This window comes from Arenimonas sp., from assembly GCF_041919775.1.
Lineage (GTDB): Bacteria > Pseudomonadota > Gammaproteobacteria > Xanthomonadales > Xanthomonadaceae > Arenimonas.
The window spans coordinates 129,360-154,718 of record NZ_JAYRTE010000005.1; the positions used below are offsets into that span (position 1 = coordinate 129,360).

The following is a 25,359-nucleotide window of genomic DNA, read 5'->3' on the forward strand; positions in this document are numbered from 1 at the left end:
GCCGGCGCTAGATTTTTTCCCGCCAGGCCTGGAACATCAGCACGCCCCACAGGTGCGTGTGCCATTTGCGTTCGCCGTCGAGGAAGGCTTTCCAGATGCGGCGGATTGGCGCCGGATCGAAGTGGCCTTCCTCGCGCAGCCGGGTTTCGTCGAGCTGGGCTTCGGCCCAGCCACGCAGGGGACCGTGCAGCCAGGCGCCCATCGGCGCGCCGAAGCCGGTCTTGGGGTGGTCGACCACGGTCTTGGGCAGGTAGCGCTGCAGCAGCTGCCGGGGCAGCCACTTGAGCTGGCCACGCCGCGAGCGCATCGCCATCGGCAGGGTCCAGGCGAAACTGGCCACGCGCCAGTCCAGGAACGGGGCCCGCACTTCCAGCGACGTGGCCATGCTGGCCCGGTCCACCTTGGCCAGGATGTCCTCGGGCAGGAAGCAGGCGATGTCCATCGCCATCAGCGCATCGGCGGCCGTGCCGACGCCGGGCATGGCCTCCGGATCGTCGTAGGCCGTCCTGAGCCGGCGGGCGCCGATCACCACCGCCTCGGGCGTGCGCCAGCGCGACGCGCGATGCCGGGCGAGTCCCTGAAGGTCGCCGGCGCGCAGCTCCGCCTTCAGCGCCGCCAGCCCGCCCAGCCGCGCCTCTTCGCCGGGCTCGGCGATGCGGTTGGCCAGCAGGGCCCGGGGCAGCCGCTGCAGCCAGGCGTCGTTGCGCAGCGTGCGGGCATAGCGCGAATAGCCGAAGAACAGCTCGTCGCCACCGTCGCCCGACAGCGCCACCGTCACGTGCTTGCGGGTCAGCGCGCACAGCAGTGCGGTCGGCACCTGCGAGGAGTCGGCGAAGGGTTCGTCGTAGATGTCCGGCAGCGCGGGCACCAGCGCCAGCGCCGCCTGGCCATCCACGTGCAGGGGCGTGTGGTCGGTGCCCAGGTGCGCCGCGACCCGCGCCGCCTGTTCGCTTTCATCGTGGCGCTTGCTGTCGAAGCCGATGGAAAAACTGCGCACCGGCTGCGCCGACTGCGCCTGCATCAGCGCCGTGACCAGCGAGGAATCGGTGCCGCCCGAGAGGAAGGCGCCCAGCTGCACGTCGGCTTCCATGCGCATCGCGGTGGCGTCGCGCAGCAGCACGTCCAGGGTGTCCAGGGCCTCCTGGTCGCCGCCGGCGAAGCCGTGCGAGATCGCCTCGCGCTGGGCAGCGAGCGCATCCCACCAGCGCCGTGGCGCCGCGTCCCCCTCCAGCGACGCCGGCCCGGCCCGCAGCGCTGCCGTGTCCAGGCAGACGAGGCTCCCCGCAGGCAGCTTGTGCACGCCGCGAAGGATCGACCAGGGCGCCGGGATGTAGTCCAGGCGCAGCAGCAGCGCCAGCGCATCCGGATCCACCTTCGCCTCCAGGGCCGGATGCGCGCGCAGTGCCCGCAGCTCGCTGCCGAACACCAGCGCGCCGTCGCCGGCGAAACCGTAATACAGCGGCTTCTTGCCCATGCGGTCGCGCGCCAGCCACAGGCGGCGCTGCTTGCGGTCCCAGGCCGCGATCGCGAGCATGCCGTTGCTTCGCTGCAGGGCCTGCTCGACGCCCCATTCGCTGATCGCCGCCAGCAGTACTTCGGTGTCGGAGTGGCCGCGGAAGCCGTGGCCGAGCGCGGCCAGCTCCTGGCGAAGTGCGCCGTGGTTGTAGATCTCGCCGTTGAACACCAGCGCCCAGCGGCCGTCGCGCGTGAGCATCGGCTGGTGGCCTTCGGGGCTCAGGTCGAGGATCGACAGCCGCCGGTGCGACAGCACCAGGCCCGCGGCCGGATCCGCCCAGGTGCCGGCGTCGTCGGGGCCGCGGTGGGCGATGGCTTCGCCCTGGCGCGCGCCGAGCGCATGCAGCGAGGCATCGTCGCGCGCGTCGGGGAACCAGGTGCCGGCGATGCCGCACATGGCTCAGCGATCCCCGCGCAGGTGATCGAAGGTGATAATGCAGGCCGATAGGCGAGGCGGCATGGCCGGAGGGGCGTTGATGGCGGAATACCTGTTGTTCGCGACCGAGCGCTACGCGCTGCCCATTCTGGGGCCGCTCGCGGAAACGCTGCAAGCCGCCGGGAACGGTGTACATACGCTGTTCATCCGGGGTGCCGCGGGCGCCGCGCTGCCGTCGCCGGCGCGGCCGGTCGGCGTGCGCGAAGCGGTGGCGCTGCGGCCGCGCGCGGTGTTCAGCGCCGCCAACGACGTGCCGGGTTTCATCGCCGGCGCGAAGGTGCAGCTCTTCCACGGATTCAACGTGCAGAAGCGAAGCGATGAGCGCGGGCACTTCCGGGTGCGCGGGCAGTTCGACCTCTATTGCACGCAGGGCCCGGCCACGACGGCGCCGTTCCAGACCCTGGCCGCGCAGGACGGGCATTTCGCCGTGGTCGAAACCGGCTGGCCCAAGCTCGACCCGCTGTTCCGCGCCTCCGACCCGCTTGCCGATGCGCTGCGCGCAGGGACCGGCGGCCGGCCGGTGGTGCTGTTCGCCTCCACCTTCACCGAGCGGCTAAGCGCGGCGCCGCGCCTGTTCGAAGCCATCGCGGCCGAGGTCGCCCGCGGCGACCGCTTCTGGCTGCTCACGCTGCATCCGAAATGCCCGGCGGAACTTTTCGACCGTTACCGGGGGCTGGCCGGCGCCAACGCGGCCTTCATCGAAACCGAACAGCTGGTCAGCGCCCAGCGCGCCGCCGACGTGCTGCTGGCCGACACCACGTCGGTGGTGTCGGAATTCGTGGTGCAGCGCAAGCCGGTGGTCACCTTCCGCAACCGCGCGCCGAAACCGCACATGATCGACTTCGACGATCCGGCCGCGCTGGGCGCGAACCTGGCACGGGCGTTCGCGCCCGACGACAGGCTGCGCGAGGCCATCGCCGCCTATGCCGACGCCATCCATCCCTGGCGCGATGGCCAGTCCAGCCAGCGGGTCGTCGCGGCCACCGAGGCGCTGCTGCGCGGCGAGTTGGGCACGCTCAGGCGCAAGCCGCTCGCCGGCGCATGGCGAAACCTGAAGCTGCGCCGCGAGCTGGGTTACTGGGGCCGCTGACGCGCGCGTCGCGGCGGCGGCTGCTTATTCCGTCAGCACCTGCCGCGGGTCGCGTCCGGCCGGGCAGTGGTCGTAGGTGACGGGAATGCCGTGCGCCTCGAGCAGGCCGGCGAACTGGCGCTGGCGCATCTGGAAACGCTCGAAGGCGCGGCCCAGACGCGTGGCGTCGGTGTCGGCCGGCGCGAAGCCGCCTTCGGCCCAGGCGTCCATGTCCAGCATCGCCATGCGCACGCCGCCCCTGGCGTAACGCGCCAGCGGTTCGGGCGGGGCGTCGAGCCACTGTTCGCACTCGGGGGCCAGCAGCGCCGCCTCCACCAGCGGCCACAGTGCGCCGACCCCGGCGTGGTCGAACTGCATCGCCATCATCGCGGCCAGGTCGTTGATGGTCAGCAGGCGCGCGTGCTCCACGGCGCCGCCGAAAGCCTTCTGCGCGAACAGCGCGGTGTCGGCCGAGGCCATGCCGGTGTCGAGCAGCACCTGTTCGAGCTGGTCGCCGACCGGCGCGACCTCGGTGACGGTTCCGCGCAGCACCAGCGGCAGCAGCTTCAGGGGGCCGCCGGCGAATTCCGGCGCCGGCGCCAGCCCCTGCGGCAGGCCTTCGCTGCCGGCGCCGAAGCCGATGATGCGGCCGCCGGCGGCCCCGGGCGCGCGGGCGGCGAGCCGACCCAGTTCGGCGTGCACGGGATAGCCGGGGCGCAGCAGTTCTGCGGGGTCGAACAGGCCGGCCACCATCGCCAGGTCGAGCGTCGCGGCGTCGGGCACCAGCCGGGCCAGGTCGCGGGCGACCAGGCCGGCGAGTTCACCGGCATCGTCCACGCCAAGCGCGAGCTGGCCGGGCTCGGCGCCGGGCGACAGTTCCAGCGCGAGGGCCGCCAGGACGCTCAATTCGGGCTTTGACATACGGGGGCGTGCGGTGTCGGGGTATGATCGCCATCATACCTTCCGACACATGGACGGCCGGTCCCGCGCCCGCCGCAGGCATGGATTTCCAAGACTACAAATCCTTCTGGAACGACAAGGCCAGCACGCCGCGCGGCGCGCTGGTGGCGGTGGACGGCAGCCACGACGAGCGCACGGTGCGGCTTACCGGCGCCTTTTCCGCCGCGCAGGCGCGCGCCGCGCTCGACCTGCAGGCCGGCGACCGGGTGTTCGAGCTGGGCTGCGGGGTCGGCCGCATCGGCCGCGAGCTCGCCGGCGAGGTGGCCCACTGGCACGGCCTGGACATCAGCGAAAACATGCTTGGCGTCGCCCGCGAACGGCTGGCCGGCACCGGCGACTGCGCGTTCAGCGCACTGCAGGGCCCGCGCCTGGACGCGCTGGCCGATGCGTCGATGGACAAGGGCTACTGCGTGGCCGTGTTCATCCACATGGACAAGGAAGACTTCGTGCTCTACCTGCGCGACGTCGCCCGCGTGCTGCGTCCCGGCGGGATGTTCTACTTCGACCACTGGAACCTCGCGCATCCGGTCGGCTGGCGGCGCTTCGCGCTGGAGTTCGAGCAGGCCGCGCGGCTGCCGCCCGGCCAGCGCAAGGACGTGGCCCGCAACCAGTTCGTGGTGCCGCAGGAAGTGGAAGCCTACGTGCGCGGCGTCGGGCTCGAGCCGGTGCTGGTGCTCGACGACTCGCCCTGCGTGCAGGTCGTGGCGCGCAAGCCCGACGGCGATGCCGTGGCCAGCGCGCGCGAGGCCGGGCGCCTGCGCAACGCCGCCCCGCGCATCAGCTACGGCGAGCAGTGGACCACCTATTTCGACGCCATCGTCGCCGACGAGGCCGAGGCCCGCGGGCCGTTTCGCCTGGTGGCGCTGCTGTCGCAGCGGCCCGCCGACGACGGCGTCGCCAACATGTTCCGCGCCTGGATCCATGGCGCCTGGCAGACGCGCCCCGACTGGGGCCCCGTGCCGGCCGGCCTCGATCCCGCCGCCAGTCCCCCCGAAAATGTTCGAGCCAAGGAGTGAACCGCATGTCGCGTTCCCGTCGTGTCGCCATCCTGGGCGGCGTCCGCATCCCCTTCGTCCGCAACAACACCGCCTACCACGACGTCGGCAACCTCGGCATGTCGATCAAGGCCCTGGGCGCACTGGTGGAAACGTTCGGCCTGCACGGTGAACAGCTCGGCGAAGTGGCGATGGGCGCCGTGCTCAAGCACAGCAGCGACTGGAACATCGCCCGCGAGGCCACGCTCAGCTCCGGCCTGTCGCCGTCGACGCCGGGCATCACGATGCAGCGCGCCTGCGGCACCTCGCTCGACACGGTGATCACGGTGGCGAACAAGATCGCGCTGGGCCAGATCGACGCCGGCATCGGCGGCGGCTCCGACACCACCTCGGACGTGCCGATCGCGGTGAACAAGCGGCTGCGCCGGCGCCTGCTCGACGCCAACATGGCGCGCAGCCTGGGCGCGCGCCTGAAGGCCTTCAAGGGCTTCCGCTTCAAGGAGCTCACGCCGGAATTCCCGGGCGTCGGCGAGCCGCGCACCGGCAAGTCGATGGGCGAGCACTGCGAGATGATGGCCAAGGAATGGGGCATCACCCGCGAAGCCCAGGACCAGCTGGCCTACGAATCGCACACCAAGGCCGCGATGGCCTACGAGCGCGGCTTCTTCAAGGACCTGGTGGTTCCGTTCCGCGGCGTCGAGCGCGACAACATCCTGCGCCCCGACACCACGGTCGAAAAACTGGCGACGCTCAAGCCCGCCTTCGACAAGACCTCGGGCCAGGGTACGCTGACCGCCGGCAATTCCACGCCGCTCACCGACGGCGCCTCCGCGGCGCTGCTGGCCAGCGAAGAGTGGGCCGCGGCGCATGGCCTCGACGTACAAGCCTATTTCGTCGATGCGCAGGTGGCCGCGGTCGATTTCGTGCACGGCGAAGGCCTGCTGATGGCGCCGTGCTGGGCCGTGGCGCAGCTGCTCAAGCGCAACAATCTTTCGCTGCAGGATTTCGACTTCTACGAGATCCACGAAGCCTTCGCCGCCCAGGTGCTCTGCACGCTAAAGGCCTGGGAAGACCCGGTCTTCTGCAAGGAAAAGCTGGGCCTGGACGCGCCGCTGGGCAGCATCGACCGCGAGAAGCTCAACGTCGTCGGCAGCTCGCTGGCCGTCGGCCATCCCTTCGCCGCCACCGGTGCGCGCATCGTCGCGACCGCCGCCAAGCTACTCAAGGAAAAGGGCAAGGGCCGCGCGCTGATTTCGGTGTGCACCGCCGGCGGCATGGGCGTCGCCGCCATCATCGAACGCTAAAGAATCTATAGGAGCGCCTTCAGGCGCGAATCTTTTGGCCTTGCCTTTGGCAAAGAAGGGATTCGCGCCTGAAGGCGCTCCTACACGGACGGTCGCATTACGGCGGCAGAAGCGGGATGCCGTGGGCGTTGCGCACTTCGGCCACCGCCGCATCGGCGATCTGTTCGCGCAGGCTGCGGCCGCCCAGGGCCAGCGGCGGTTCCTCGCGGCCCAGCCGCAGCGCGTTCGCGTAGGCGATCTGCGCGCGCCCGGCGTCGCCCTGGGCGGTGAAGACGTGGCCCAGGCTTTCCCAGGCGTCGGCGCCGGCGCCCTGGGCGAGCGCGCGGTGCAGGTAGTCCTCGGCCTTGCCCCACAGCTCCTGCGTGCGGCACAGGCTGCCCAGCGTGGTCAGCAGGCCGGGGCTGGACGGATGCGCGGCCAGCCAGGCTTCGGCGCGGGCCAGGCGCTTGCCTTCGCGGCCCGGCGGCAGGCGTCCGTAGATCGCGGCCAGGGTTTCGTCCCAGTTGGCTTCCAGCGCGTCGGCTATCGCATGGGCGCCGGCATCTTCCAGGCCCAGGGCGGCGGCACGCTGGGCGAAGGCGCTGGCCACCGGCGCGGCCAGGCGCAGACGCTGCGGCAGGGCGTGCCAGCGCTGCTGCAGTTCGTCGGCCTGCGGCGCCTGGTCGAGCGTGGCGGCGGTGATGCGCTCTTCCAGCGCGGCCAGGGCGTCGGCGTCGGCGACCTGGTCGCGGCGCAGCGCGTTGAGCGAAGCCTGCGCGTCCATCGCGCGGCCACCCGCGACCTGCGCTTCCGCGCGCAGCCAGGCACCGCGCGGCGGCAGCGGGCCAGGCAGGCCGGCCAGCACCTCCAGCGTTTCCTCCGGGCGGCCCTGCGCCATCAGGCGTTCGGCCTGTTCCAGCCCGGCGGCGCCGGCGTCGTGCGCCAGCAGGGCGGCGTGGTGCCGGGCCGCGGCCTCGGCGTCACCGCGCGCGTCGGCGGCGCGGCGTGCGCCGAGCAGGGCCGGCGTTCGCAGCGCGGGCTCGTTGGCAGCCTTGGCCAACAGCTGTTCCGCGCGCTGCCAGCGCCCCTGGTGCAGTGCCTCCAGGCCGCTGACCAGGCGGTTGCGCGCCAGCCGGTGCGCATGCCGCTTCCAGGCTTTGAACGGCAGCCGCAGCAGCCACCACAGGGCCCACAGCGCGAACCACAGCAGGCCCCAGGCCACGACGAGGTAGGCCAGCGTCGTCGTGTAGGTCAGGCCGCGGTAGCGCACGACGACGTCGCCGAGGTCCTGCGAGAACCAGTGCCAGCCCAGCGCGCCCAGCACCGCCAGCGCCAGCCACCACAGCAGGCTGCGATAGAGGTTCACGGCGTGGCGTCCCGGCCGCGGCGCAGGTCGCGCAGCTGCTGCAGGGCGGCGCCGGCCTCGGGCAGCGTCGGCGACAGGGGGCGTTCGCCAAGTGCACGCAGTCGTTCGCGACGGTCGCGCAGCGTGGCGTCGTCGGCGTAGAGGCGCTGCAGCCACTGGTCGACGCGGGCGAGGCTGGCGCGGAAAGCGGTTTCATCGCGGCGTTCGAGCGCGGTGCGTGCCAGGGCCAGTTCCAGCGCCAGCGTCGCTTCGCCGGTAGCGCGGTCGGCCGGGGAAATCAGGTCGTCGCGGCTGCTCGGCCGCACCTGCACGAGGGCGTCGAGGATGCGCTGCCAGCGCGAGTCACCCGCGTCCACGGACGGCGGCGCGCCCGGTGCGCGGCTCGCAAGCCGCGGCAGCGTGGCTTCCAGGGCGTCGAGCTCGCCGGCGGCTTCGTCGCGTGGGTCCGCCGGCAAGGCACGCAAGGCCGCGATTTCCTGGGCCAGGGTCTGGCGCAGGCTGATGAATTGGGGGTCGGTCATCGCCGCCAGCGCCTGCTGCGCCAGCACCAGCGAACGGATCGCGCCGTCGGTGTCGCCGGCCACCACCAGGCGCGCCTGCGCCAGGCCCAGCAGCAGTTCGACTTCGTCAAGGCGCAGCGCCTGGGTGCCTTCGGCGGCCTGCGACCGCACTTCCCGCAGGTTGTCCTCCAGGATCGCCGCGCGCTGGCCCAGGCCCAGCACTTCTTCACGCAGCAGGCCGGTGCGGCCCTGGGTGTCGCCCAGCCGCTGTTCGATCGTCTGCTGGTTGCGGCGCAGGGCGGCGGCGGCCTGTTCGGTCTGGAGCAGGCGGGCGTCGAGGGCTTCGGGGCTCAGGTCGGGCCCGGTGTCGACGGCCTGCGGCTGCTGCGACCACCACCACCAGCCACCGGCAAGCACCAGCGCCAGCAGGCCCAGGGCCAGCAGCCAGGCCAGCGGGCCGGCGCCGCGGCGACGGCGGGTATCGGAGGGATCGTCGAGCTCGGTGTCCACGGGGGCATCAGTCCTGGAATCGACGCCATGCTACCGGAAGCGACCCTGGCCAACATCGGCGGCGAGCGCTTCGACCAGGGTCGCCGGGCCGGCCCCGGGGGCGAGCACGATGGCCTGGAAACCCAGGCCGGCCAGGTGGGCGGCCAGGCGGGGACTGCTGGCCACCACGGGCCGCGTCCGCAGCAGCTGGCGACCCGCTTCGTCGAGCCGCCGCCACAATCCTTCGAAAGCTTCGAGGCTGCTCACCAGCAGGGCGCTCTGCGCAGGCAGCTTGCGAAGCATGCGCAGCCGGCCGGCCGTGGGGTGCAGCGACTCGCGCCGGTAGACGTTGGCGCGGTGCACCTGGGCGCCGCGCTGGGCCAGGGTCTCGGCGATCAGGCCGCGGCCCCCGGGAGCGGTGACCAGGCCCACGGTGTCCAGCGGCGCCTGCAGTTCGGGCAGGGCCAGCAGGGCTTCAGAGTCGGTGCCGGTGTCCGGGAAGCGCACGTTTTCGATGCCGGCGCGCCGCAGCGCCTTCGCGCTGGCCTCGCCCAGCGCCAGCCAGTGCTGGCCGGGCGCCGCGCAAAGCGGCATCTGCCGCCGCGCGAACTGCACCGCGGCCGGGCTGGTAACAATGACCACCGGGCAGGCCAGCGCCGCCTGCAGGGCCGGCCCGGCAGGCTGCGGGCGCAGCGCCAGCGTGGAGATCGAAAGCGTGCGCGCACCCAGCGCCGTGGCCGCGTGCCGCACCGGCGCGTGGCTGCCCGAGGGGCGCAGCGAGATGACGTACCATTCCGCCAGCGTTGGCGCGGACCGAGCCTTGTCCATGCCGCCAGCTTGGCACAGCCCCCGGGGAAACGGCAGCGCATGACCCTGCTTGATGAACTCAACGCCCACTACGACGCCATGCCGCCGGTGCGCGCCATGCAGGTCCGCGCGGTGCACTTCGACGGCCAGGTGCTGCGGCTGCAGGCGCCGCTGTCGCACAACGTCAACGACAAGGGCTGCGCCTTCGGCGGCAGTTTGGTCAGCCTGATGACCCTGGCCGGCTGGGGCCTGGTGACCCTGAAGCTGCGCGAGGCCGGCATCCGCGCCGAGGTCTACGTGGCCGACAGCCAGGTGCGCTACCTGGCGCCGCTGTATGCCGACCTCGAGGCCAGTGCCCGCCTGGCCGACGACGTCGACTGGAGCGCGGTGCTGCAGGCCTGGCAGGCGCGCGGCCGGGCCCGGGCCGGCATCACCGCCTCGGTGGCCGGCCCGGACGGCGCCGTGGTGGCCGACCTGCAGGGCCGGTTCGCGGCCCTGCGCCCGGCCTGAGACGCGGGGCCGCGGGTGTGCATAATGGCCCCATGACTACGACCTCTCGTTCTTCGCGGATCGGCCTGGTCCTGCTGCTGTCGGTGCTGCTGGCGGCCTGCGCCTCCGGCGGCCAGCGCAGCCCGCGCGACCAGATGCTCTACGACTACGTCAGCGCCGTGCGCTGGAGCGACTTCGACGCCGCGGTGAAGTTCCTGGACCCGGAGCTGCTGGCCCGCGAGCCGATGACCGACCTCGAGCGCGAGCGTTACCGCCAGTTCCAGGTGTCCGGCTACGAAGTGAAGTCGGCCAGCGAGCCGGCCGAAGGCGAATACCAGCAGGTAGTGGAGATCCGGGTGGTGAACCGCCACACCCAGGTCGAAAAGGTGCTGACCGACCGCCAGCGCTGGCGCTGGGACCCGGAAGCCAAGCGCTGGTGGCTGGCCAGCGGCCTGCCCGACCTCGACGCCGCCCGCTGAGCGGTTTGGCCGCCGCGGCCGGGGGCCGCATAATGCCGGCCCCCACGCCGAGCTGAAGCGACGTCCATGGATCGCCTGATCGAATTCTTCCAAGCCAACCTGCTGCTGTCGCTGGCCCTGCTGGGTCTGACGCTGGCCCTGGTGTTCACTGAAGTCGCCCGCCTGTTCCGGGGTTTCAAGGGCATCAGCCCCACGCAGCTGACCCACCTGATCAACCACGAAGACGCGCTGGTGCTGGACATCCGCGGCCAGGGCGACTTCGAGAAGGGCCACATCATCGGCTCCCGGCACCTGCTGCCGAGCCAGGTCGACCCCGAAGGCAAGCTGCTGGCCAAGGCGAAGGAAAAGCCCGTGGTCGTGGTCTGCGCCGCCGGCGTCACCGCCACCGGCGTGGCCTCGCGGCTGGTGAAGGCCGGCTTCAAGCAGGTGAGCGTGCTCGACGGCGGCATCGGCGCCTGGCAGCAGGCGAGCCTGCCGCTGGCCAAGGGCAAGGCCTGAAACCACAGCCCCCGCGGTTTCGCCCGGCCCCGGCCGGCGTGCGATAATCGCCGGTCTTTCAACGTCTTCACTACCGGAGTTTCCCCATGGCCGAGCAGAACAACGGCATCGCCCCCGCCGCCACGAGCGACCAGCAGGCGCAGTTCACGATCCAGCGCATCTACGTCAAGGACGTGTCCTTCGAAGTGCCGAACGCGCCGCAGGTGTTCAGCGAGCCGGGCCAGCCGCAGCTGGAACTCAACCTCAACCAGAAGGTCGCCCGCGTCGCCGACGGCGTCTTCGAAGTCGTGCTGCACGTCACCCTGACCTGCAAGCTGGCCGACAAGACCGTCTACCTGGCCGAAGTGCAGCAGGCCGGCCTGTTCGCCCTGGCCAACTTCGACGAGCGCACCCTGGACATGATGCTCGGCACCTACTGCCCGAACGTGCTGTTCCCGTACGTGCGCCAGAACCTGGGCGAGCTGGTGTCCAACGGTGGTTTCCCGCCGTTCTACCTGCAGCCGATCAACTTCGAGGCGCTGTACGCCGAAGGCCTGCGTCGCCGCGCCGAGCAGGGCCAGGGCGTCCCGGCCCCCGAGGCTGGCAACGCCTGAAGCCGGACGCGCCGATGACCTCGGCCAAGCCGTCGTTCGCCGTGCTCGGGAGTGGTTCCTGGGGCACGGCGCTTGCTTCGCTGATCGCCCGCAACGGGCATCCGACCACGATCTGGGGGCGTGACGCCGCCCAGGTCGGGGCGATCGCCCGCACGCACGAAAACCCGCGCTACCTGCCGGGCATCGCGCTGCCGGAATCGCTGCAGGCCAGCACCGACATCGCCGCCACCGTCGCCGCCGCCGATTTCGTGCTGGTGGTGACGCCCAGCCACGCCTTCACCGAAACCCTGCGCGCGCTGGCGCCGCACCGGCGCAAGCACGCCGGCGTGGCCTGGGCCACCAAGGGTTTCGAGCCTGGCTCCGGGCGTTTCCTGCACGAAGTGGCGGGCGAGGCCCTGGGTCCTGGCGTGCCGCTGGCGGTCGTCACCGGCCCGTCGTTCGCCAAGGAAGTGGCGCAGGGCCTGCCGACCGCGGTCACGGTGCACTCGGACAACGAGGACTTCGCCCAGGACGTCGCCGAATCGCTGCACGGCGCCGCGTTCCGCGCCTACACCGGCAACGACATGCTGGGCGCCGAACTCGGCGGTGCGATGAAGAACGTGCTCGCGGTCGCCACCGGCGTCGCCGACGGCATGTCGCTGGGCCTCAACGCCCGCGCCGGCCTGATCACCCGCGGGCTGAACGAGATGCTTCGCCTGAACGTCGCCATCGGCGGCAGGGCCGAAACGCTGATGGGCCTGGCCGGCCTCGGCGACCTGGTGCTTACCTGCACGGGCGATCTTTCGCGCAACCGCCGCCTGGGCCTGGCCCTGGGCCGCGGCCAGTCAATCGCCGATGCGGTGGCCGCCATCGGCCAGGTCGTCGAGTCGGTGCAGACCGCCGACGAAGTGATGCGCCTGGCCGAACGCCACGGCATCGAACTGCCGATCTCGGCGCTGGTTCGCGAAGTGCTGCACGGCCACATCACGCCGGTCGAAGGCCTGAAGATGCTGCTGGCCCGCGAACAGAAGCCGGAGTTTCCCGAAGGCCTGTTCTAGGCCAAGGGGCCCTGTAGGAGCGGCTTCAGCCGCGAAGTGGTTCTTTGCCAAAGGCAAAGTCAAAAGATTCGCGGCTGAAGCCGCTCCTACAGGGGTGCGTCGTTTAGAAGCTGGCGCGCACGCCCAGCTGGTAGGTTTCGGCGTCATCGTCGAAGGTGACGTCGCCGGTGATGCCCCAGGTCGGGGTCAGTTTCACCAGGCCGCCGACGGTGCCGCTGATGTCACCGTCGAAGTCGTCGCCATCCACGTAGTTCGCCTTCACCAGACCTTCCAGGCGATCGGTGAGGCCGCTGCGCAGGCCGACCGAGGTGCGGTAGCCCTCGCCGTCCGCGGCGCCGAGCGGCGTCCTGACCTCGGCGTCGAGGTAGGCGGCCTCGGCGAACAGCTGGCTGTTTTCACCCATCGGATGGGCGTAACCCAGGCCCAGTTCGCGGCCGTCGAGCTTGAGCGGCGAGTTCTCCACGTCCAGGCGCGTCACGCCGGCCAGGCCGTAGAAATTGGATTCGCCGAATTCGAACGAGCCGCGCACCGCGTGGCCTTCGGCATCACCGTCGGCGTTGACGTAGCTGCCTTCGACCCAGGTGTTGCTGGGCGCTTCCTGTGCCTGCACGGCAAACGGCAGGGCGGCGGCGAGGGAGAGGGCAATCGCGAGGTTCGAACGTTTCATGGGGGGATTCCTTTCTTTGGGGGGATGCCCGTGCTGCATGGGCAGGCACGAGTATTGAGGTCGCGCCCGAACTTGCGGTTAACAGCGGCGCGAACCTGAAGGAACCCGGGGCTGAACGTGTTCAGCTATCGCGACGCGCGGTGAACCAGGCAAACAAAAAGCCCGGCTTTCGCCGGGCGTCTTGTTTCCTGTAGGAGCGCCTTCAGGCGCGAATCTTTTGCCTCTGACTTTGCCTCCGGCAAACAAGTGCTTCGCGGCTGAAGCCGCTCCTACAGGCCTGCATCAGAAGCTCGCGCGCAGACCGACCAGGTAGGTCTCGCCGCCGTCGCCGATCTCGACTTCGCCGACCATGCCCCAGGTCTGGGTGAACTTGTACTGCGCGCCGACGGTGGCGGTGAAGTCGCCGTCGAAATCGTCGCCGTCGACGTAGTTCGCCTTCAGCAGTCCTTCGAAGTTGTCGGAGAACGAACCACGCACGCCGACCGACGCGCGGTAGCCGTCGACGTCGCCGAGGCCGTTGACGTCGGAGTTGAGGTACGCGATCTCGGCGATCAGGTCGGCGTTGTCCGACAGGCCATGGGCGTAACCCAGGCCGATGTCGAAGGAGTCGACGTCGACGTTGGTGTTGTCGATTTCGACGACGTTGTAGCCGCCGAAGCCGTAGAAGTCCGACTCACCGAACTCGAAGGAGCCGCGCACGCCGAAACCGTCGGCGTCGCCGTCGACGTTGATGTAGTCGGCTTCGACATAGGAGTAGCTCAGCTTGTCGTCGGCCTGGGCCGACAGCGGCAGCAGGGCGGCCAGGGACAGGGCAATCAGGGAACGCTTCATTGTTTTTCTTTCCAGTGTTGTGGGGGTACCCGCATGCGGGGTGAGCGGAGTATCCGGTTGCAAACACAACGGCAGATTAATAAAGCCCGTTTTTCGGGCTACCCCTGTCGTCAGTCATGGCCCTCGTTCGCCCCCTGTAGGAGCGCCTTCAGGCGCGAAGTTCCTCTTTGCCGCAGGCACAAGATTCGCGCCTGAATGCGCTCCTACAGGGGGGCGGCACCACGGTAGTCGAGCTGTCGCCAGGCTTCGAAAACGGCGACGGCGACCGCGTTGGACAGGTTGAGGCTGCGCTGGCCGGCACGCATCGGAAGCGTCAGCTGCTGGTCCGCGGGAACGCGCGCAAGCACGTCCGCGGGCAGTCCGCGGGTTTCCGGCCCGAACAGGAAGGCATCGCCTTCGCGGTAAGCGACGCGGTCGAAGCGCCGCGTCGCGCGTGCGCTGAAGGCGAACACGCGCGCATCGCCGATCGCGGCGAGGCAGTCGTCGAGCGAGGCGTGTTTATGCATCCGCGCCCACTCGTGGTAATCGAGGCCGGCGCGGCGAAGCCGGGCATCGTCGAGTTCGAAGCCCAGCGGTTCGACCAGGTGCAGCTGGGCGCCGGTGTTTGCGCAGAGCCGGATCACGTTGCCCGTGTTGGGCGGGATCTCGGGCTGGTAGAGGATGACGTGCAGCATCGCGGCATTATCGCCGCGCCGGTGCCAGGCCGGGGAGGATCAGGAGGCGCAGTTGAGGCGGCGCGTCAGCACGCCGAGGTCGCCGGGCATGCGCACCAGGCCAAGCGGGCCGGCCTGGTGCCCGGCCGGGTCACAGCCCAGTCCGGCGCTCACCACCCGGTCCACCACCTCGCCCAGCCGGGGCGGGGGCAGGCTCATCGCCAACAGGCCGACGGCCAGCAAGGGAAGGGCGTACAGGCCGCGTCGAAGGTGTCTGTCGATGTTCATGGGGCAGGTCCCGAGGCTGACTTCACCAGAGAAAAAGCAGAAACCATGCCAAGGATGAAAGCCTTCGGGATCAGTGGTTTACCGACTGTGTTTGGCGTCCGCGCCTAGCCGCGGACACGGCAGGCGGACAGCGGCTCGGACGCCAGGGCCTGCCAGCGGGCCTCGTCGGTCGGCAGGGCCGGCCGCGGGAAGTCGATGCGGGCCTGGATCGGGCCGTCGCCATCGTCCGTCAGCAGGTTGCTCAGGCCCTGGAACCAGAGCAGGCGCCGGCTTTCGCGGCCGTAGGCGACATCGATATGCGGCGCCAGCAGGCCCCACAGCCCGCCCAGCCGGAGCCGGAAAATCTCGGCCGGCTCGCCCGCGACCTGGCCGCTGCCGCGCCGGCGCAGGGTGAAGGCATAGCTGTCGAGCCGCGAGGGCACGGCGAACTCCAGCGGCACCGCGTCCCCGGCCAGCAAGGGCTGCCACTGCCGCCGGATGAATTCGTCGAAGCCCGCGTCCGCGACCAGGCCCATCTCGCCCTCCAGCGTCGCGCTGCGCTCTTCGCTGCCGGCCGAGGGCTGCACCCAGAGCTCGGCGGCGCGGCTGTCGCGGCGCAGGCCTTCCTGGTAGCCCAGGCGTGCGTCCTGGAAATGGAAGGCCGGCGCCAGCGCCGAATCGGCGTAGTCCACCCGCTTGCGTGCGAAAGCAGTGCCGTCGGCGCAGCGATAGACGACCAGCCGCTGGCGAAGCTGCTGGTCCTGGTGCCGCAGCAGGTGCTGTTCGGTGTAGAGCAGTTCGCCGGTGTCCGGGTCGCTGGCCCGCGCCTCCTGGAAACCCAGCGCCGCCAGCGCCGGCAGTGGCGCCAGCGCGAGGCAGGCGAGCAGCAGGCCGCGGCAGCTCACCATGGCAGCGGTGCGCCGTCGCGGTCGACGAATTCGCCGGCGCCGAGGTCCTGGCGGCGATCAAGCATTTCCAGCAGGTCGTGCACCGACTCGCTGGCCGTCACCGGCGCGCTGTCGCCGCCCATGTCGGTGCGCACCCAGCCGGGACTGGCCGCGAGCACGCCGATACCGAGCGGATTGAGCGCGTGCGCCAGCTGCAGCGTCGCCATGTTCAGCGCGGCCTTGCTGATGGCGTAGCTGGGCGTGCCGAAGCGGCTGGTCAGGGCCATCGCACCGAGGCGGGAGGAAACGTTGAACACGCGCGGCCGGACGCCCCGGGCAAGCAGGGGGGCGAGCGCCTGCGCCAGCATCAGCGGCGCGACCGTGTTCACGCGCAGCGTGTGTTCCAGCACGGCGGCGTCGATGTGGCCGAAACTTTCGCCCGCCGGAAGCACGCCGGCGTTGTTCACCAGCAGGTCGATGGCCTCGTGGCCGGCGGCCACTTCGGCGACGAAGGCGGTGCGCGAGCGTTCGTCAGCGGCGTCCAGCGGCACCACCTGCAGGTTGCCGGGATGGGCGCCGGCCAGCCCGGTCAGCGCGTCGGCGTGGCCCGGCTGGCGGCAGCCCGCGACCACGCGGTCACCGCGCGCCAGCAGCTGGCGCGTGAATTCCAGGCCGAGGCCGCGGTTGGCCCCGGTGACGACGACGGTTCGCGCTCGTTTCACATCCATGGCTCCCACTATGGCCTCCGGCCTAGTGTATGGCCCGTCAAGGCAGGCTAGGATTCCTGACCCCCGGGCCCGCCGCACCGCCGCCCGAACCCTTCTCCACAGGAACCCACGCATGATCCAGACCCGTCAACCGCGCCTGCGCGCGCTCGTGCTCGCCCTTGGCTTCGCCGTGGCCGCGCTTTCGCCGGTGCATGCCAGCGAACCGGCCACCGTCGCCGAAGCCGCCGTGAAGGCCGACATCCCCTTCGAGCAGTTCACCCTGCCCAACGGCCTGCGCGTGGTGGTGCACACCGACCGCAAGGCGCCGGTAGTGGCGGTGAACATCTGGTACCACGTGGGCTCGAAGAACGAGCTGCCGGGCCGCACCGGTTTCGCGCACCTTTTCGAACACCTGATGTTCCAGTCCAGCGAAAACCACGACGGCGAGTTTTTCACGCCCTTCGAACTGGTCGGCGCGACCAACCAGAACGGCACCACCAATTCCGACCGCACCAACTATTTCCAGAACGTGCCGACCACGGCCTTGGACATGGCCCTGTGGATGGAATCGGACCGCATGGGCCACTTCCTCGGCGCGGTCAGCCAGGACGTGCTCGACGAGCAGCGCGGCGTGGTGCAGAACGAAAAGCGCCAGGGCGAAAACCAGCCCTATGGCCAGGTCTTCGAGCGCCTGCTCAAGGCCAGCTATCCCGAGGGCCATCCCTACCGCTGGCCGGTGATCGGCTCGATGAGCGACCTCAACGCCGCCTCGCTCGAGGACGTGCAGCGCTTCTTCAAGTCCTGGTACGGCCCGAACAACGCCGTACTGGTGCTCGCAGGCGACATCGACCTGGCGACGGCGAAGGAAAAGGCCACGCGCTACTTCGGTGACATCCCGGCAGGCCCGACGCTGGCGCAGCCGGCGGTGGACCCGGCGCCGCGCACGAGCTCCACGCGCGACGAGTTCACCGACCGCGTGCCGCAGGCGCGCGTCTACCGCACCTGGAACATCGCCGAGTTCGGCAATGCCGACGTCGAACGCCTGCAGCTGCTGTCACAGGTGCTCGGTGGCTCGCGCGCCTCGCGCCTGGACAAGCGCCTGGTGCACGGCGACAAGATCGCCGACCGGGTTTCGACCTCCGCCTGGGGTTCGCAGCTGGGCGGCATGTTCTTCGTGCAGGCCGACGTGAAGCAGGGCGTGGACCCGGCCGTGGTCGAGAAGGCCATCGAGGAAGAGATGGCGCGTCTGCTCGCCGACGGCCCGACCCCCAGCGAGCTCGAACAGGCCCGCACCCAGTTCAAGGCCGGCTTCATCCGCGGCATCGAACGCATCGGCGGCTTCGGCGGCAAGGCCGACGCCCTGGCCGAATGCGCCGTGTACATGCAGGACCCCGGCTGCTTCCGCGAAGGCATGGCCACCATCGAATCGGCCACCGCCGACGACCTGCGCGCCGCCGGCAAGCGCTGGCTGTCGCGCGGCGACCACACCATCGTGGTGACGCCGGGCGAGCGCGTGGCGACGGTCGAGGAAGAAAGCGCCTCGCACCCGGACATGGCCGCCGTGCCCGCCGCCGATCCGAAGTACAGCACCGTCGAAACCGACGTCGACCGCAGCCAGGGCCCGCCGGTGACCACCGAATTCCCGGACCTGGTGTTCCCGGAACTGCAGCGCGCGACCCTGTCCAACGGCATCGCGCTCGTCCTGGCCGAACGCCCGGGCCTGCCCATCGTGCAGATGAGCCTGCAGCTGCCCGGCGGTTACGTGGCCGACGCCGGCCGCAAGCTCGGCACCGCCAGCTTCACGATGGGCATGCTCGATGAAGGCGCGGGCAGGTTCGACGCGCTGGGCTTCGGCAACGAGGCCGAACGCCTGGGCGCGAACATCAGCGCCAGCGCCGTGCTTGACGGCGGCAGCGCCTACCTGTCGGCGCTGAAGGAAAACCTGGATCCGTCGGTCAAGCTTTTCGCGACGATGCTGCGCACCCCGCGCTTCGACCAGAACGAAATCGAACGCGTGCGCCAGGGCTGGATCTCCACCATCAGGCAGGAAAAGGCGCGGCCGAACTCCTCCGCGCAGCGCCTGCTGCCGCCGCTGCTGTACGGGGAAGGCCATCCCTACGCGATCCCGTTCTCGGGTACCGGTGACGAAGCGTCCATCGCGTCGCTGACCCGCGACGACCTGCTGGCCTACCACCGCGATTTCGTCCGCCCCGAGGGCGCGACGCTGATCGTGGTCGGCGACACCACGCTCGACGAAATCGTGCCGGTGCTCGAAAAGCACCTGGGCAACTGGCGTGGCCAGGGCGAAGCCCCGGCGATGCCGGAGATCGGCCGCGTGGACCTGCCGGCGAAGCCGCGCGTGTTCCTGGTCGACCAGCCGGGCGCCATCCAGGCCAACATCTTCGTGGGCCAGCTGGCGCCGTCGACGATGGACGCGAAGGCGACCGAGTTCGAGATCGCCAACGCGGTGCTGGGCGGCGAGTTCAGCTCGCGGCTCAACATGAACCTGCGCGAGGACAAGCACTGGGCCTACGGCAGCTACAGCTTCGTGCAGACGGCCCGCGGCCAGCGTCCGTGGCTGGCCTATGCCGCGGTGCAGATCGACAAGACCGCCGAGTCGATGGCCGAACTGCAGCGCGAGATCAGCCAGTACGCCAGCGGCGCGGCGCCGGCGAAGCCGGAGGAAGTGGCCAAGATCCAGGCCAGCGAAATCCGCAGCCTGCCCGGTTCGTATGAAACCGCCGGCGCGGTGCTCGGCGCGATCGGCGGCATCGTGCGCTTCGAGCGTCCGGACGACTACGTGGTGCAGCGCCAGCAGAAGATCGAGGCGCTGACCCCGGACGTGGTCAATGCCGCCGCGAAGACGATCCAGCCCGGTTCGCTGACCTGGGTGGTTGTCGGCGACCTGTCGAAGATCGAGGACGGCATCCGCGCCCTCGACCTGGGCCAGGTGCAGGTGATCGACGCCGACGGAAAGCCGGTCGGCGAATAAGCGGCGCGATACATTGCCGGTTCAGCACGGGCGGGGCGACAATCCCGCCCGTGCCTTTTCGGCCCGCGCTACAAAAACCAGGGAGTACCGCATGCGCCATCTCGTGATTTCCGCCGTCCTCGTCGCCGCGCTCGGTGGCTGCACCTGGGTGAAGATGGCGCCGGGCGGCGCCGCGGTGAAGGTGGCCGCGGCCGGCCAGGACCTGTCTTCGTGCGAGAAGCGCGGCGAGGTGTCGGTGTCGGTGCGTGACCGCCTGGGCCCCTACGAGCGCAACGACATCAAGGTGCGCGACGAGCTCGAAACCCTGGCCCGCAACGAGGCCCCGGGGCTTTCCGCCGACACCGTGCAGCCCAAGGGCGAGCCGGACGACGGCGAGCAGCGCTTCGTGGCCTACCGCTGCCGCGGCGCGCTGCCGGCTGACAGCAGCCGCCAGGACCGCCCGGCGGCCGGCGACGGCGCGGCCGAAACCTATCCCATCGAAGACTGAGACAGGCCTCACGTCTTCACATCCGGCCACGCGTTCAGGTTGAGTGGTCGGGGGGAAACGGGTAACTTTGACGGGTTTCCCCAACGCTGGGCATGCCCGCTTATGCTGTTCAAGAACGTCTCCATCGCCGGCCTGGCGCACATCGATGCCCCGCATCGCCTGAGCTCGGCGGACATCAATGCCCAGCTGCAGCCCACCATGGACCGGCTCGGCATCAAGACCGACGTCCTGCAGGACATCGCCGGCATCTTCGCCCGTCGCCTGTGGGACGACGAGGTCCAGGCCTCCGATGCCGCGACCCTGGCCGCCGAAAAGGCCCTGGCGGATGCCGGCATCGACCGCGCGCGCGTCGGCCTGCTGGTCAACACCTCGGTCAGCCGCGACTACCTCGAGCCGTCCACGGCCTCGATCGTCTCGGGCAACCTGGGCCTGGGCGAGAACTGCCAGAACTTCGACGTCGCCAATGCCTGCCTGGCCTTCATCAACGGCATGGACATCGCCAGCCGCATGATCGAGCGCGGCGAAATCGAATACGCCCTGGTCGTCGACGGCGAAACCGCCAACCTCGCCTACAAGAAGACGCTCGAGCGCCTGAGCGGCCCGGACGTGACGGAAGAACAGTTCCGCAACGAGCTGGCCACGCTCACCCTGGGCTGCGGCGCCGCCGCGATGGTGCTCTCGCGCAGCGAACTGACGCCGGACGCGCCGAAGTACAAGGGCGGCGTCACCAAGGCGGCGACGCAGTGGAACACCCTGTGCCGCGGCAACCTCGACCGCATGGTCACCGACACCCGCATGCTGCTGATCGAAGGCCTGAAGCTGGCCACCGCCACCTTCGGCGCCGCCCGCCAGGCGCTGGGCTGGGTCGTCGAGGAGCTCGACGAGTTCGTCATCCACCAGGTGTCGCAGGTGCACACGCAGGCCTTCATCAAGGCCTTCGGCATCGACCCGAAGAAGGTGCTGACCATCTTTGCCGAGCACGGCAACATCGGCCCGGCCTCGGTGCCGATCGTGCTGAGCAAGCTCAAGGAAATGGGCCGCCTGAAGAAGGGCGACCGCGTTGCCCTGCTGGGCATCGGCTCGGGCCTGAACTGCTCGATGGCCGAGGTCGAGTGGTAAACCGCTTCACTCCCTCTCCCGCTTGCGGGAGAGGGTAAGAAGGGGGTCAGGTTCACTTCTGGCGGCAAGTCATCCGGTATCCCGGAACGTGCCACCCGAAGTGAACCTGACCCCTTTCTTGGTTTCTCAGGCCGCCTGCTTGCGCGCCGTCTCCGGCACCACCGCCAGCTCACCAAACAGGTCCTTCGGATCCCGCAGCGCCGGGATCAGCCCGGCTTCGCGGCCCAGGCCCATTTCCTTCGCGCAGTCGCGGACCAGGCGCAGCGCCGAATAATCCTCCAGCGCGAAGCCGACCGAATCGAACAGCGTGACTTCGGCGGTGTTGCGGCGACCTGCGGCCTGCATCGCCAGCACGCGCCACAGTTCGGTGACCGGGGAATCGGCGGGCATCTGCTGCACTTCGCCTTCGATGCGCGACTGCGGTTCGAATTCCACGAACACCGAGGCATTGGCCACGACCTCCGTGGCCAGCTCGGTCTTGCCCGGGCAGTCGCCGCCGACGGCGTTGAGATGCATGCCCGGCTCGATCATTTCCGGGGTCAGGATGTCGGCGTTGGCCTTGTCGGCAGTGACGGTGGTGACGATGTCGGCGCCGCGCACTGCCTGGGCGACGCTGGCGCTGCGCACGACGCGCAGGGCGGGCGCGGCAGCGGCGAGGTTGCGCACCAGCTTGTCGGTCGCCGCCGGGTCGACGTCGAACAGGCGCACCTCTTCGATGCCCAGCAGGTGGTGGAAGGCCAGCGCCTGGAACTCACTCTGGGCGCCATTGCCGATCAGGGCCATCGACTTCGAATCCTTGCGCGCGAGCAGCTTCGCGGCCATCACCGAAGTGGCGGCGGTGCGCAGCGCGGTGGTCAGCGTGAGCTCGCTGATCAGCGTCGGCATGCCGGTATCGACATCGGCCAGCACGCCGAACGCGACCACGGTGGACAGGCCGAGCTTGGTATTGCCCGGGTGCCCGTTCACGTACTTGAAGCTGTATTCCTTCGCGTCCGCGACGGGCATCAGCTCGATCACGCCGCCGGGGGAGTGGGCGGCCGAGCGCGGGCTCTTGTCGAAGTCCTCCCAGCGCCGGAAGTCGGCCTCCAGGTAGTCCACCAGACGCCCGAGCAGGGCCGGCAGGCCGTGGGTCGCGACGATGTGGGTCAGGTCCTGGGTGGTGAGCTGGATCATGGCCATGGGTGGTCTCCTGGAAGGCGTGGATTCGATGGCATCCATTTTCCGCAGCCGCGCGGCAGCACGAAACGGCAAAAGTGCTATGGTTTCGTCAGATTCCTGCCAAATAAGCAGCCAAACCTGACGGAATGACACCATGGACGATCTCGACCGCCGCCTGATCGCCAAACTGCGCCACGACGCCCGCGCCCCGGTGGCCGACCTGGCCAAGGCCCTGGGCGTGGCCCGGGGCACGGTCACCAACCGCATGACGCGGATGGAACGCGAGGGCGTCATCACCGGCTACACCGTGCGCCTGCGGCCCGACTCCGCGCCCGACGACATCTGCGCCTGGACTTCGCTGGCTGTCGAAGGCAACCAGCACCACGTCATCCGCGCCCTGCTGGGCGAACCCGGCGTCGCGGCGCTGCACGACACCAACGGCCGCTGGGACCTGCTGGCGGAACTGCGCGTGGGCAGCCTCGCGGAACTCTCGACCGTGCTCGAACGCATCCGCGGCATCGAGGGCATCAGCGCCAGTGAAACGAGCGTGCACTTGCAGACTCTCCGAGGATCCTCCGCATGAAGGCTGGCCTCTTGCCAACTGGCTGCCAGGTCCATGACAGGACGTCCGGGAATGTCCAGTGCGCGCGGTCCCTCAACGACGAAGAATGTTTGTTGCTTGATGACTACCTCGCAAGGCAGCCAGACGCCTGGTTGCGCGTATTCAAGAAGGTCGACAGCAGCTGGGACTTTGACCTGGGTTTTCTGGCCCGCTTGCCTTCGCTCAGGCATTTGGACATTGATGCCGATGCAGGTGATCTCAACGACCTGTCCCCCCTTGGGCTTGTCACGGACAGGCTCCGCAGCCTGTCCCTGGACACGGTCAGCGCCTTCAGCGACAAGAAACTCGACAGAGTCAAGGACAACGTGCAGGTCCTGGGCAGGTTCGGGCAGCTCGAGAAACTGCAAGTCTGTGGACAGATCCGCGACCTTGGCTTCCTTTCTTCCGTCAAACGAATCCGTACCCTGTCGTTGTGGCGCACCAAGCTCAAGTCCCTGGAAGGAATCCAGGCCGCTGCGAATCTGGAAACGCTGACGATCAACTGGAACGGATCCTTGTCCCTTGAACCCATCGGCCAGCTACAGGCGCTGAAGGCAATGGAATTCTCGGACTCGAGGAATCTTCGCGGCATCGAGCATGCCGGAACGATCGCGTCCCTCCAAAGAGCATGGTTCCTATCGTGCGGGAAGGAGTTCAGGGTGTTCGACCCGACGCATCTTGCCAACCTGCGCGTTGCGGTCATGCATTCGTCCACTGGACCAGGGAACATCGAGACGCTCTCCAGAGCCCCGAATCTCAGGTGCCTGGTACTCAGTAATACGCCCGAAAAGCTGACCTACGCTGATTTCGAACCTCTGTTCAATCACTCGACGCTCCGTGAGGTCAGGGCGGACAACGTCGAGAGCGGCGTGCTGGATGCACTCTCCAGGGACCAGGGGTGGAAGGTAAGTCCCTATCCGAATTTCCCAGCGGACGAATACCTGGCGAACTGAGCGGCATGCGGGTGCGAACTCCCCCGCCTGGTCAGGGCGGCTTCACGGGACGCAGGTGGCGGGCGAAGAAGTCGCCGGCCACCTGCGCCACCCGGCCGAGCGTGCCTGGCTCTTCGAACAGATGCGTGGCGCCGGGCACCACCTGGAGTTCGACATCTCCGGGAATGGCCGCGGCCGCGCGCCGGTTGAGCTCCAGTACCTCATCATCGTGCCCGCCGACGATGAGCATCGTTGGCGTGCGTACGCGGGACAGCCACTGCGGACCAACCAGGTCGGGGCGTCCGCCCCGCGAGACGACCGCGGCGATGCCCGAAGGATCCGCCGCCGCCGCGAGCAAAGCGGCCGCGGCCCCGGTGCTGGCGCCGAACAGTCCGAGCCTGAGCGGCGCCAACGCCGGCTGCGTCGCGGCCCAGTCCAGAGCCTCGCGCAGCCGCGCGGAGAGCAGCACGATGTCGAAGCGAGCCGCAGGCCGTTGGTTCTCCCGCGGCGTGAGCAGGTCGAACAGCAAGGTGCCGAAGCCGCGTTGGTTGAGGGACTGGGCCACGGCCTGGTTACGCGGGCTGAGGCGACTGCTGCCGCTGCCGTGCGCAAAGACCACCAGGCCGCTGGCGCGGGCTGGCAGCGTCAGGTCGGCGTCGTGCCAGTGCGACCCCAAGGGAATGCGCAGCGTGCGGGCTGGCGTGGTTGGACCTTCGCCCGGCGTTTCCCGGTCGCGATCTGCCAGGGCAGCAACAACGTCCTGGTCATCGACCTGGCTGAAGTCACGGTAGTACATGCCCACCGCACCGAAGGGGGCGGCGTTGCGAGGCAGATCGTTTCGTCCGCCAGGGGCCGGGCCAGCGCCAGGGCTTCACGTGAGGCCACGGGGAGGGCGCAGACCAGCCGCGCCGGCTCCTGGCGTCGGACAGCCCGCAGTGCCGAGGCCATCGTGGCGCCCGTCGCCGCGCCATCGTCCACCACCACCACGGTACGTCCGGCCATGCGGATGGGCGGCGCATGCCCCCGGTAGCGGGCACGGCGGGCTTTCATTTCGGCCAGCAGGCGTGCTGCCTCGGACTGCACGTAGTCGTCATCGACCCCGAGCCAGCCAGCGCTTTCGTTGAGCACGATGGTGCCGTGTTCGTCTACCGCGCCGATCGCGAATTCAGGGTTGCCTGGCGCGCCGATCTTCTTGACCAGGATGATGTCGAGATCCGCTCCAAGCTCGTCAGCGAGTGCGCGCGCCATCGGCACCGCGCCCCGGGGGATGCCGAGCACCAGCGGCCGCTCGCCGCGAAGCCCGGCCAATGCCCGGGCCAGCCTGCCGGCGGCTTCGGCGCGATCCTGGAACGGAAGCTCGATCATTGCCATGTCTCCCAGCCCGATACCCGGTGCCCGCAGGTCGAACCTAAACCTCCGGCCGGGCCCCGCATTGACCTGCGTCAATCGTGGTCATCGCGGCTTCGCCCGGCCTTCACGACCCCGGGCCCGCGCCTTGCGCCGGGCCGCTCAAGCCCCCATGTAGGGACTCTAGCCCTGCAG

Annotated in this window: 27 protein-coding genes; 13 read left to right on the forward strand and 14 right to left on the reverse strand. The window is 69.8% G+C overall.

The genetic code is table 11. The annotated features are described in order from the left end of the window. Window positions 1-7: 7 nt before the first annotated feature. Complete coding sequence (asnB, locus tag ACE3TE_RS05170) at window positions 8-1,912, reverse strand: asparagine synthase (glutamine-hydrolyzing) (RefSeq protein WP_374602818.1); 1,905 nt, start codon at window positions 1,910-1,912, stop codon at window positions 8-10. A 76-nt stretch (window positions 1,913-1,988) separates the two neighbouring features. Between asnB and ACE3TE_RS05175 the strand changes: the two genes are divergently transcribed. After that, the gene (locus ACE3TE_RS05175) at window positions 1,989-3,041 is read left to right on the forward strand and encodes a CDP-glycerol glycerophosphotransferase family protein (RefSeq protein ID WP_374602910.1); all 1,053 of its coding nucleotides are present in this window, start codon (window positions 1,989-1,991) and stop codon (window positions 3,039-3,041) included. 24 nt (window positions 3,042-3,065) lie between these two features. Here ACE3TE_RS05175 and ACE3TE_RS05180 read toward each other — a convergent pair whose 3' ends face one another. Beyond that, a complete protein-coding gene (locus ACE3TE_RS05180) occupies window positions 3,066-3,926 on the reverse strand; it encodes a hypothetical protein (protein WP_374602820.1) in 861 nt (286 codons plus the stop codon). 95 nt (window positions 3,927-4,021) lie between these two features. Here ACE3TE_RS05180 and ACE3TE_RS05185 point away from each other — a divergent pair, with 95 nt between their 5' ends. Continuing rightward, entirely contained in the window at window positions 4,022-4,996 is a 975-nt protein-coding gene (locus ACE3TE_RS05185; RefSeq protein ID WP_374602822.1) for a class I SAM-dependent methyltransferase, read from the forward strand. Between the two features lie 5 nt (window positions 4,997-5,001). Next, entirely contained in the window at window positions 5,002-6,279 is a 1,278-nt protein-coding gene (locus ACE3TE_RS05190) for an acetyl-CoA C-acetyltransferase (RefSeq protein ID WP_374602824.1), read from the forward strand. Window positions 6,280-6,376: 97 nt separating this feature from the next. Here ACE3TE_RS05190 and ACE3TE_RS05195 read toward each other — a convergent pair whose 3' ends face one another. From ACE3TE_RS05195 to ACE3TE_RS05205, 3 genes are read right to left on the reverse strand one after another with little or no spacing between them, the layout of a single operon-like run. Continuing rightward, window positions 6,377-7,624, reverse strand: coding sequence for a heme biosynthesis protein HemY (locus tag ACE3TE_RS05195; protein WP_374602826.1), 1,248 nt, complete (start codon window positions 7,622-7,624; stop codon window positions 6,377-6,379). Further along, complete coding sequence (locus ACE3TE_RS05200) at window positions 7,621-8,634, reverse strand: uroporphyrinogen-III C-methyltransferase (protein ID WP_374602828.1); 1,014 nt, start codon at window positions 8,632-8,634, stop codon at window positions 7,621-7,623. Before ACE3TE_RS05200 ends, ACE3TE_RS05195 begins: the two co-directional genes overlap by 4 nt. A 30-nt stretch (window positions 8,635-8,664) precedes the next feature. Next, window positions 8,665-9,441 carry a uroporphyrinogen-III synthase gene (locus tag ACE3TE_RS05205; RefSeq protein ID WP_374602829.1) on the reverse strand — a complete coding sequence of 259 codons (777 nt, stop codon included), beginning with the start codon at window positions 9,439-9,441 and terminating at the stop codon, window positions 8,665-8,667. Window positions 9,442-9,480: 39 nt separating this feature from the next. Between ACE3TE_RS05205 and ACE3TE_RS05210 the strand changes: the two genes are divergently transcribed. From ACE3TE_RS05210 to ACE3TE_RS05230, 5 genes are all read left to right on the forward strand, one after another. Further along, window positions 9,481-9,930 carry a YiiD C-terminal domain-containing protein gene (locus ACE3TE_RS05210; protein ID WP_374602831.1) on the forward strand — a complete coding sequence of 150 codons (450 nt, stop codon included), beginning with the start codon at window positions 9,481-9,483 and terminating at the stop codon, window positions 9,928-9,930. Window positions 9,931-9,962: 32 nt separating this feature from the next. Beyond that, the gene (locus ACE3TE_RS05215; RefSeq protein ID WP_374602832.1) at window positions 9,963-10,388 is read left to right on the forward strand and encodes a hypothetical protein; all 426 of its coding nucleotides are present in this window, start codon (window positions 9,963-9,965) and stop codon (window positions 10,386-10,388) included. A 66-nt stretch (window positions 10,389-10,454) separates the two neighbouring features. Beyond that, window positions 10,455-10,886 (forward strand): rhodanese-like domain-containing protein, encoded by a 432-nt coding sequence (locus ACE3TE_RS05220; protein WP_374602834.1) that lies wholly within the window; start codon window positions 10,455-10,457, stop codon window positions 10,884-10,886. Between the two features lie 86 nt (window positions 10,887-10,972). Continuing rightward, on the forward strand, window positions 10,973-11,479 hold the full coding sequence (gene secB, locus ACE3TE_RS05225) for a protein-export chaperone SecB (RefSeq protein ID WP_374602836.1): 507 nt from the start codon (window positions 10,973-10,975) through the stop codon (window positions 11,477-11,479). 14 nt (window positions 11,480-11,493) lie between these two features. Beyond that, a complete protein-coding gene (locus ACE3TE_RS05230; RefSeq protein WP_374602838.1) occupies window positions 11,494-12,516 on the forward strand; it encodes an NAD(P)H-dependent glycerol-3-phosphate dehydrogenase in 1,023 nt (340 codons plus the stop codon). Between the two features lie 103 nt (window positions 12,517-12,619). Here ACE3TE_RS05230 and ACE3TE_RS05235 read toward each other — a convergent pair whose 3' ends face one another. The 6 genes from ACE3TE_RS05235 to ACE3TE_RS05260 all read right to left on the reverse strand — a co-directional run bounded on the left by ACE3TE_RS05235 (window position 12,620) and on the right by ACE3TE_RS05260 (window position 16,549). Continuing rightward, window positions 12,620-13,183 carry a hypothetical protein gene (locus ACE3TE_RS05235; RefSeq protein ID WP_374602840.1) on the reverse strand — a complete coding sequence of 188 codons (564 nt, stop codon included), beginning with the start codon at window positions 13,181-13,183 and terminating at the stop codon, window positions 12,620-12,622. 282 nt (window positions 13,184-13,465) lie between these two features. After that, window positions 13,466-14,014 carry a diffusible signal factor-reguated Ax21 faimly protein gene (locus ACE3TE_RS05240; RefSeq protein WP_374602841.1) on the reverse strand — a complete coding sequence of 183 codons (549 nt, stop codon included), beginning with the start codon at window positions 14,012-14,014 and terminating at the stop codon, window positions 13,466-13,468. A gap of 203 nt (window positions 14,015-14,217) precedes the next feature. Beyond that, window positions 14,218-14,688, reverse strand: coding sequence for a tRNA (uridine(34)/cytosine(34)/5-carboxymethylaminomethyluridine(34)-2'-O)-methyltransferase TrmL (trmL, locus tag ACE3TE_RS05245; RefSeq protein WP_374602843.1), 471 nt, complete (start codon window positions 14,686-14,688; stop codon window positions 14,218-14,220). Window positions 14,689-14,727: 39 nt separating this feature from the next. Next, window positions 14,728-14,955 (reverse strand): hypothetical protein, encoded by a 228-nt coding sequence (locus ACE3TE_RS05250; protein WP_374602845.1) that lies wholly within the window; start codon window positions 14,953-14,955, stop codon window positions 14,728-14,730. 104 nt (window positions 14,956-15,059) lie between these two features. Further along, window positions 15,060-15,842, reverse strand: a complete 783-nt coding sequence (locus ACE3TE_RS05255; RefSeq protein ID WP_374602847.1) for a hypothetical protein — start codon at window positions 15,840-15,842, stop codon at window positions 15,060-15,062. Next, complete coding sequence (locus ACE3TE_RS05260; RefSeq protein ID WP_374602849.1) at window positions 15,836-16,549, reverse strand: SDR family oxidoreductase; 714 nt, start codon at window positions 16,547-16,549, stop codon at window positions 15,836-15,838. The genes ACE3TE_RS05255 and ACE3TE_RS05260 overlap by 7 nt, the downstream gene beginning before the upstream one ends. Before the next feature lie 112 nt (window positions 16,550-16,661). On the opposite strand from ACE3TE_RS05260, the gene ACE3TE_RS05265 reads away from it, so the two are divergent. From ACE3TE_RS05265 to ACE3TE_RS05275, 3 genes are all read left to right on the forward strand, one after another. Further along, entirely contained in the window at window positions 16,662-19,520 is a 2,859-nt protein-coding gene (locus ACE3TE_RS05265) for a M16 family metallopeptidase (protein ID WP_374602851.1), read from the forward strand. Between the two features lie 91 nt (window positions 19,521-19,611). Beyond that, the gene (locus tag ACE3TE_RS05270; RefSeq protein ID WP_374602853.1) at window positions 19,612-20,007 is read left to right on the forward strand and encodes a DUF4156 domain-containing protein; all 396 of its coding nucleotides are present in this window, start codon (window positions 19,612-19,614) and stop codon (window positions 20,005-20,007) included. A gap of 102 nt (window positions 20,008-20,109) precedes the next feature. Continuing rightward, a complete protein-coding gene (locus tag ACE3TE_RS05275; protein ID WP_374602854.1) occupies window positions 20,110-21,126 on the forward strand; it encodes a 3-oxoacyl-ACP synthase III in 1,017 nt (338 codons plus the stop codon). Between the two features lie 126 nt (window positions 21,127-21,252). On the opposite strand, the gene ACE3TE_RS05280 is transcribed toward ACE3TE_RS05275, so the two are convergent. Further along, window positions 21,253-22,305, reverse strand: coding sequence for an ornithine cyclodeaminase (locus ACE3TE_RS05280; RefSeq protein ID WP_374602856.1), 1,053 nt, complete (start codon window positions 22,303-22,305; stop codon window positions 21,253-21,255). Between the two features lie 133 nt (window positions 22,306-22,438). Here ACE3TE_RS05280 and ACE3TE_RS05285 point away from each other — a divergent pair, with 133 nt between their 5' ends. Together ACE3TE_RS05285 and ACE3TE_RS05290 are read left to right on the forward strand one after the other, a co-directional pair. Further along, a complete protein-coding gene (locus ACE3TE_RS05285; RefSeq protein ID WP_374602858.1) occupies window positions 22,439-22,867 on the forward strand; it encodes an Lrp/AsnC family transcriptional regulator in 429 nt (142 codons plus the stop codon). Then, on the forward strand, window positions 22,864-23,838 hold the full coding sequence (locus ACE3TE_RS05290) for a hypothetical protein (protein ID WP_374602860.1): 975 nt from the start codon (window positions 22,864-22,866) through the stop codon (window positions 23,836-23,838). Before ACE3TE_RS05285 ends, ACE3TE_RS05290 begins: the two co-directional genes overlap by 4 nt. Before the next feature lie 31 nt (window positions 23,839-23,869). Here the strand turns inward: ACE3TE_RS05290 and ACE3TE_RS05295 are convergent, their stop codons facing one another. Both ACE3TE_RS05295 and ACE3TE_RS05300 read right to left on the reverse strand, forming a co-directional pair. Beyond that, a complete protein-coding gene (locus tag ACE3TE_RS05295; protein ID WP_374602862.1) occupies window positions 23,870-24,493 on the reverse strand; it encodes a dienelactone hydrolase family protein in 624 nt (207 codons plus the stop codon). Next, complete coding sequence (locus ACE3TE_RS05300; protein WP_374602864.1) at window positions 24,463-25,182, reverse strand: phosphoribosyltransferase; 720 nt, start codon at window positions 25,180-25,182, stop codon at window positions 24,463-24,465. Before ACE3TE_RS05300 ends, ACE3TE_RS05295 begins: the two co-directional genes overlap by 31 nt. Window positions 25,183-25,359 lie beyond the last annotated feature (177 nt).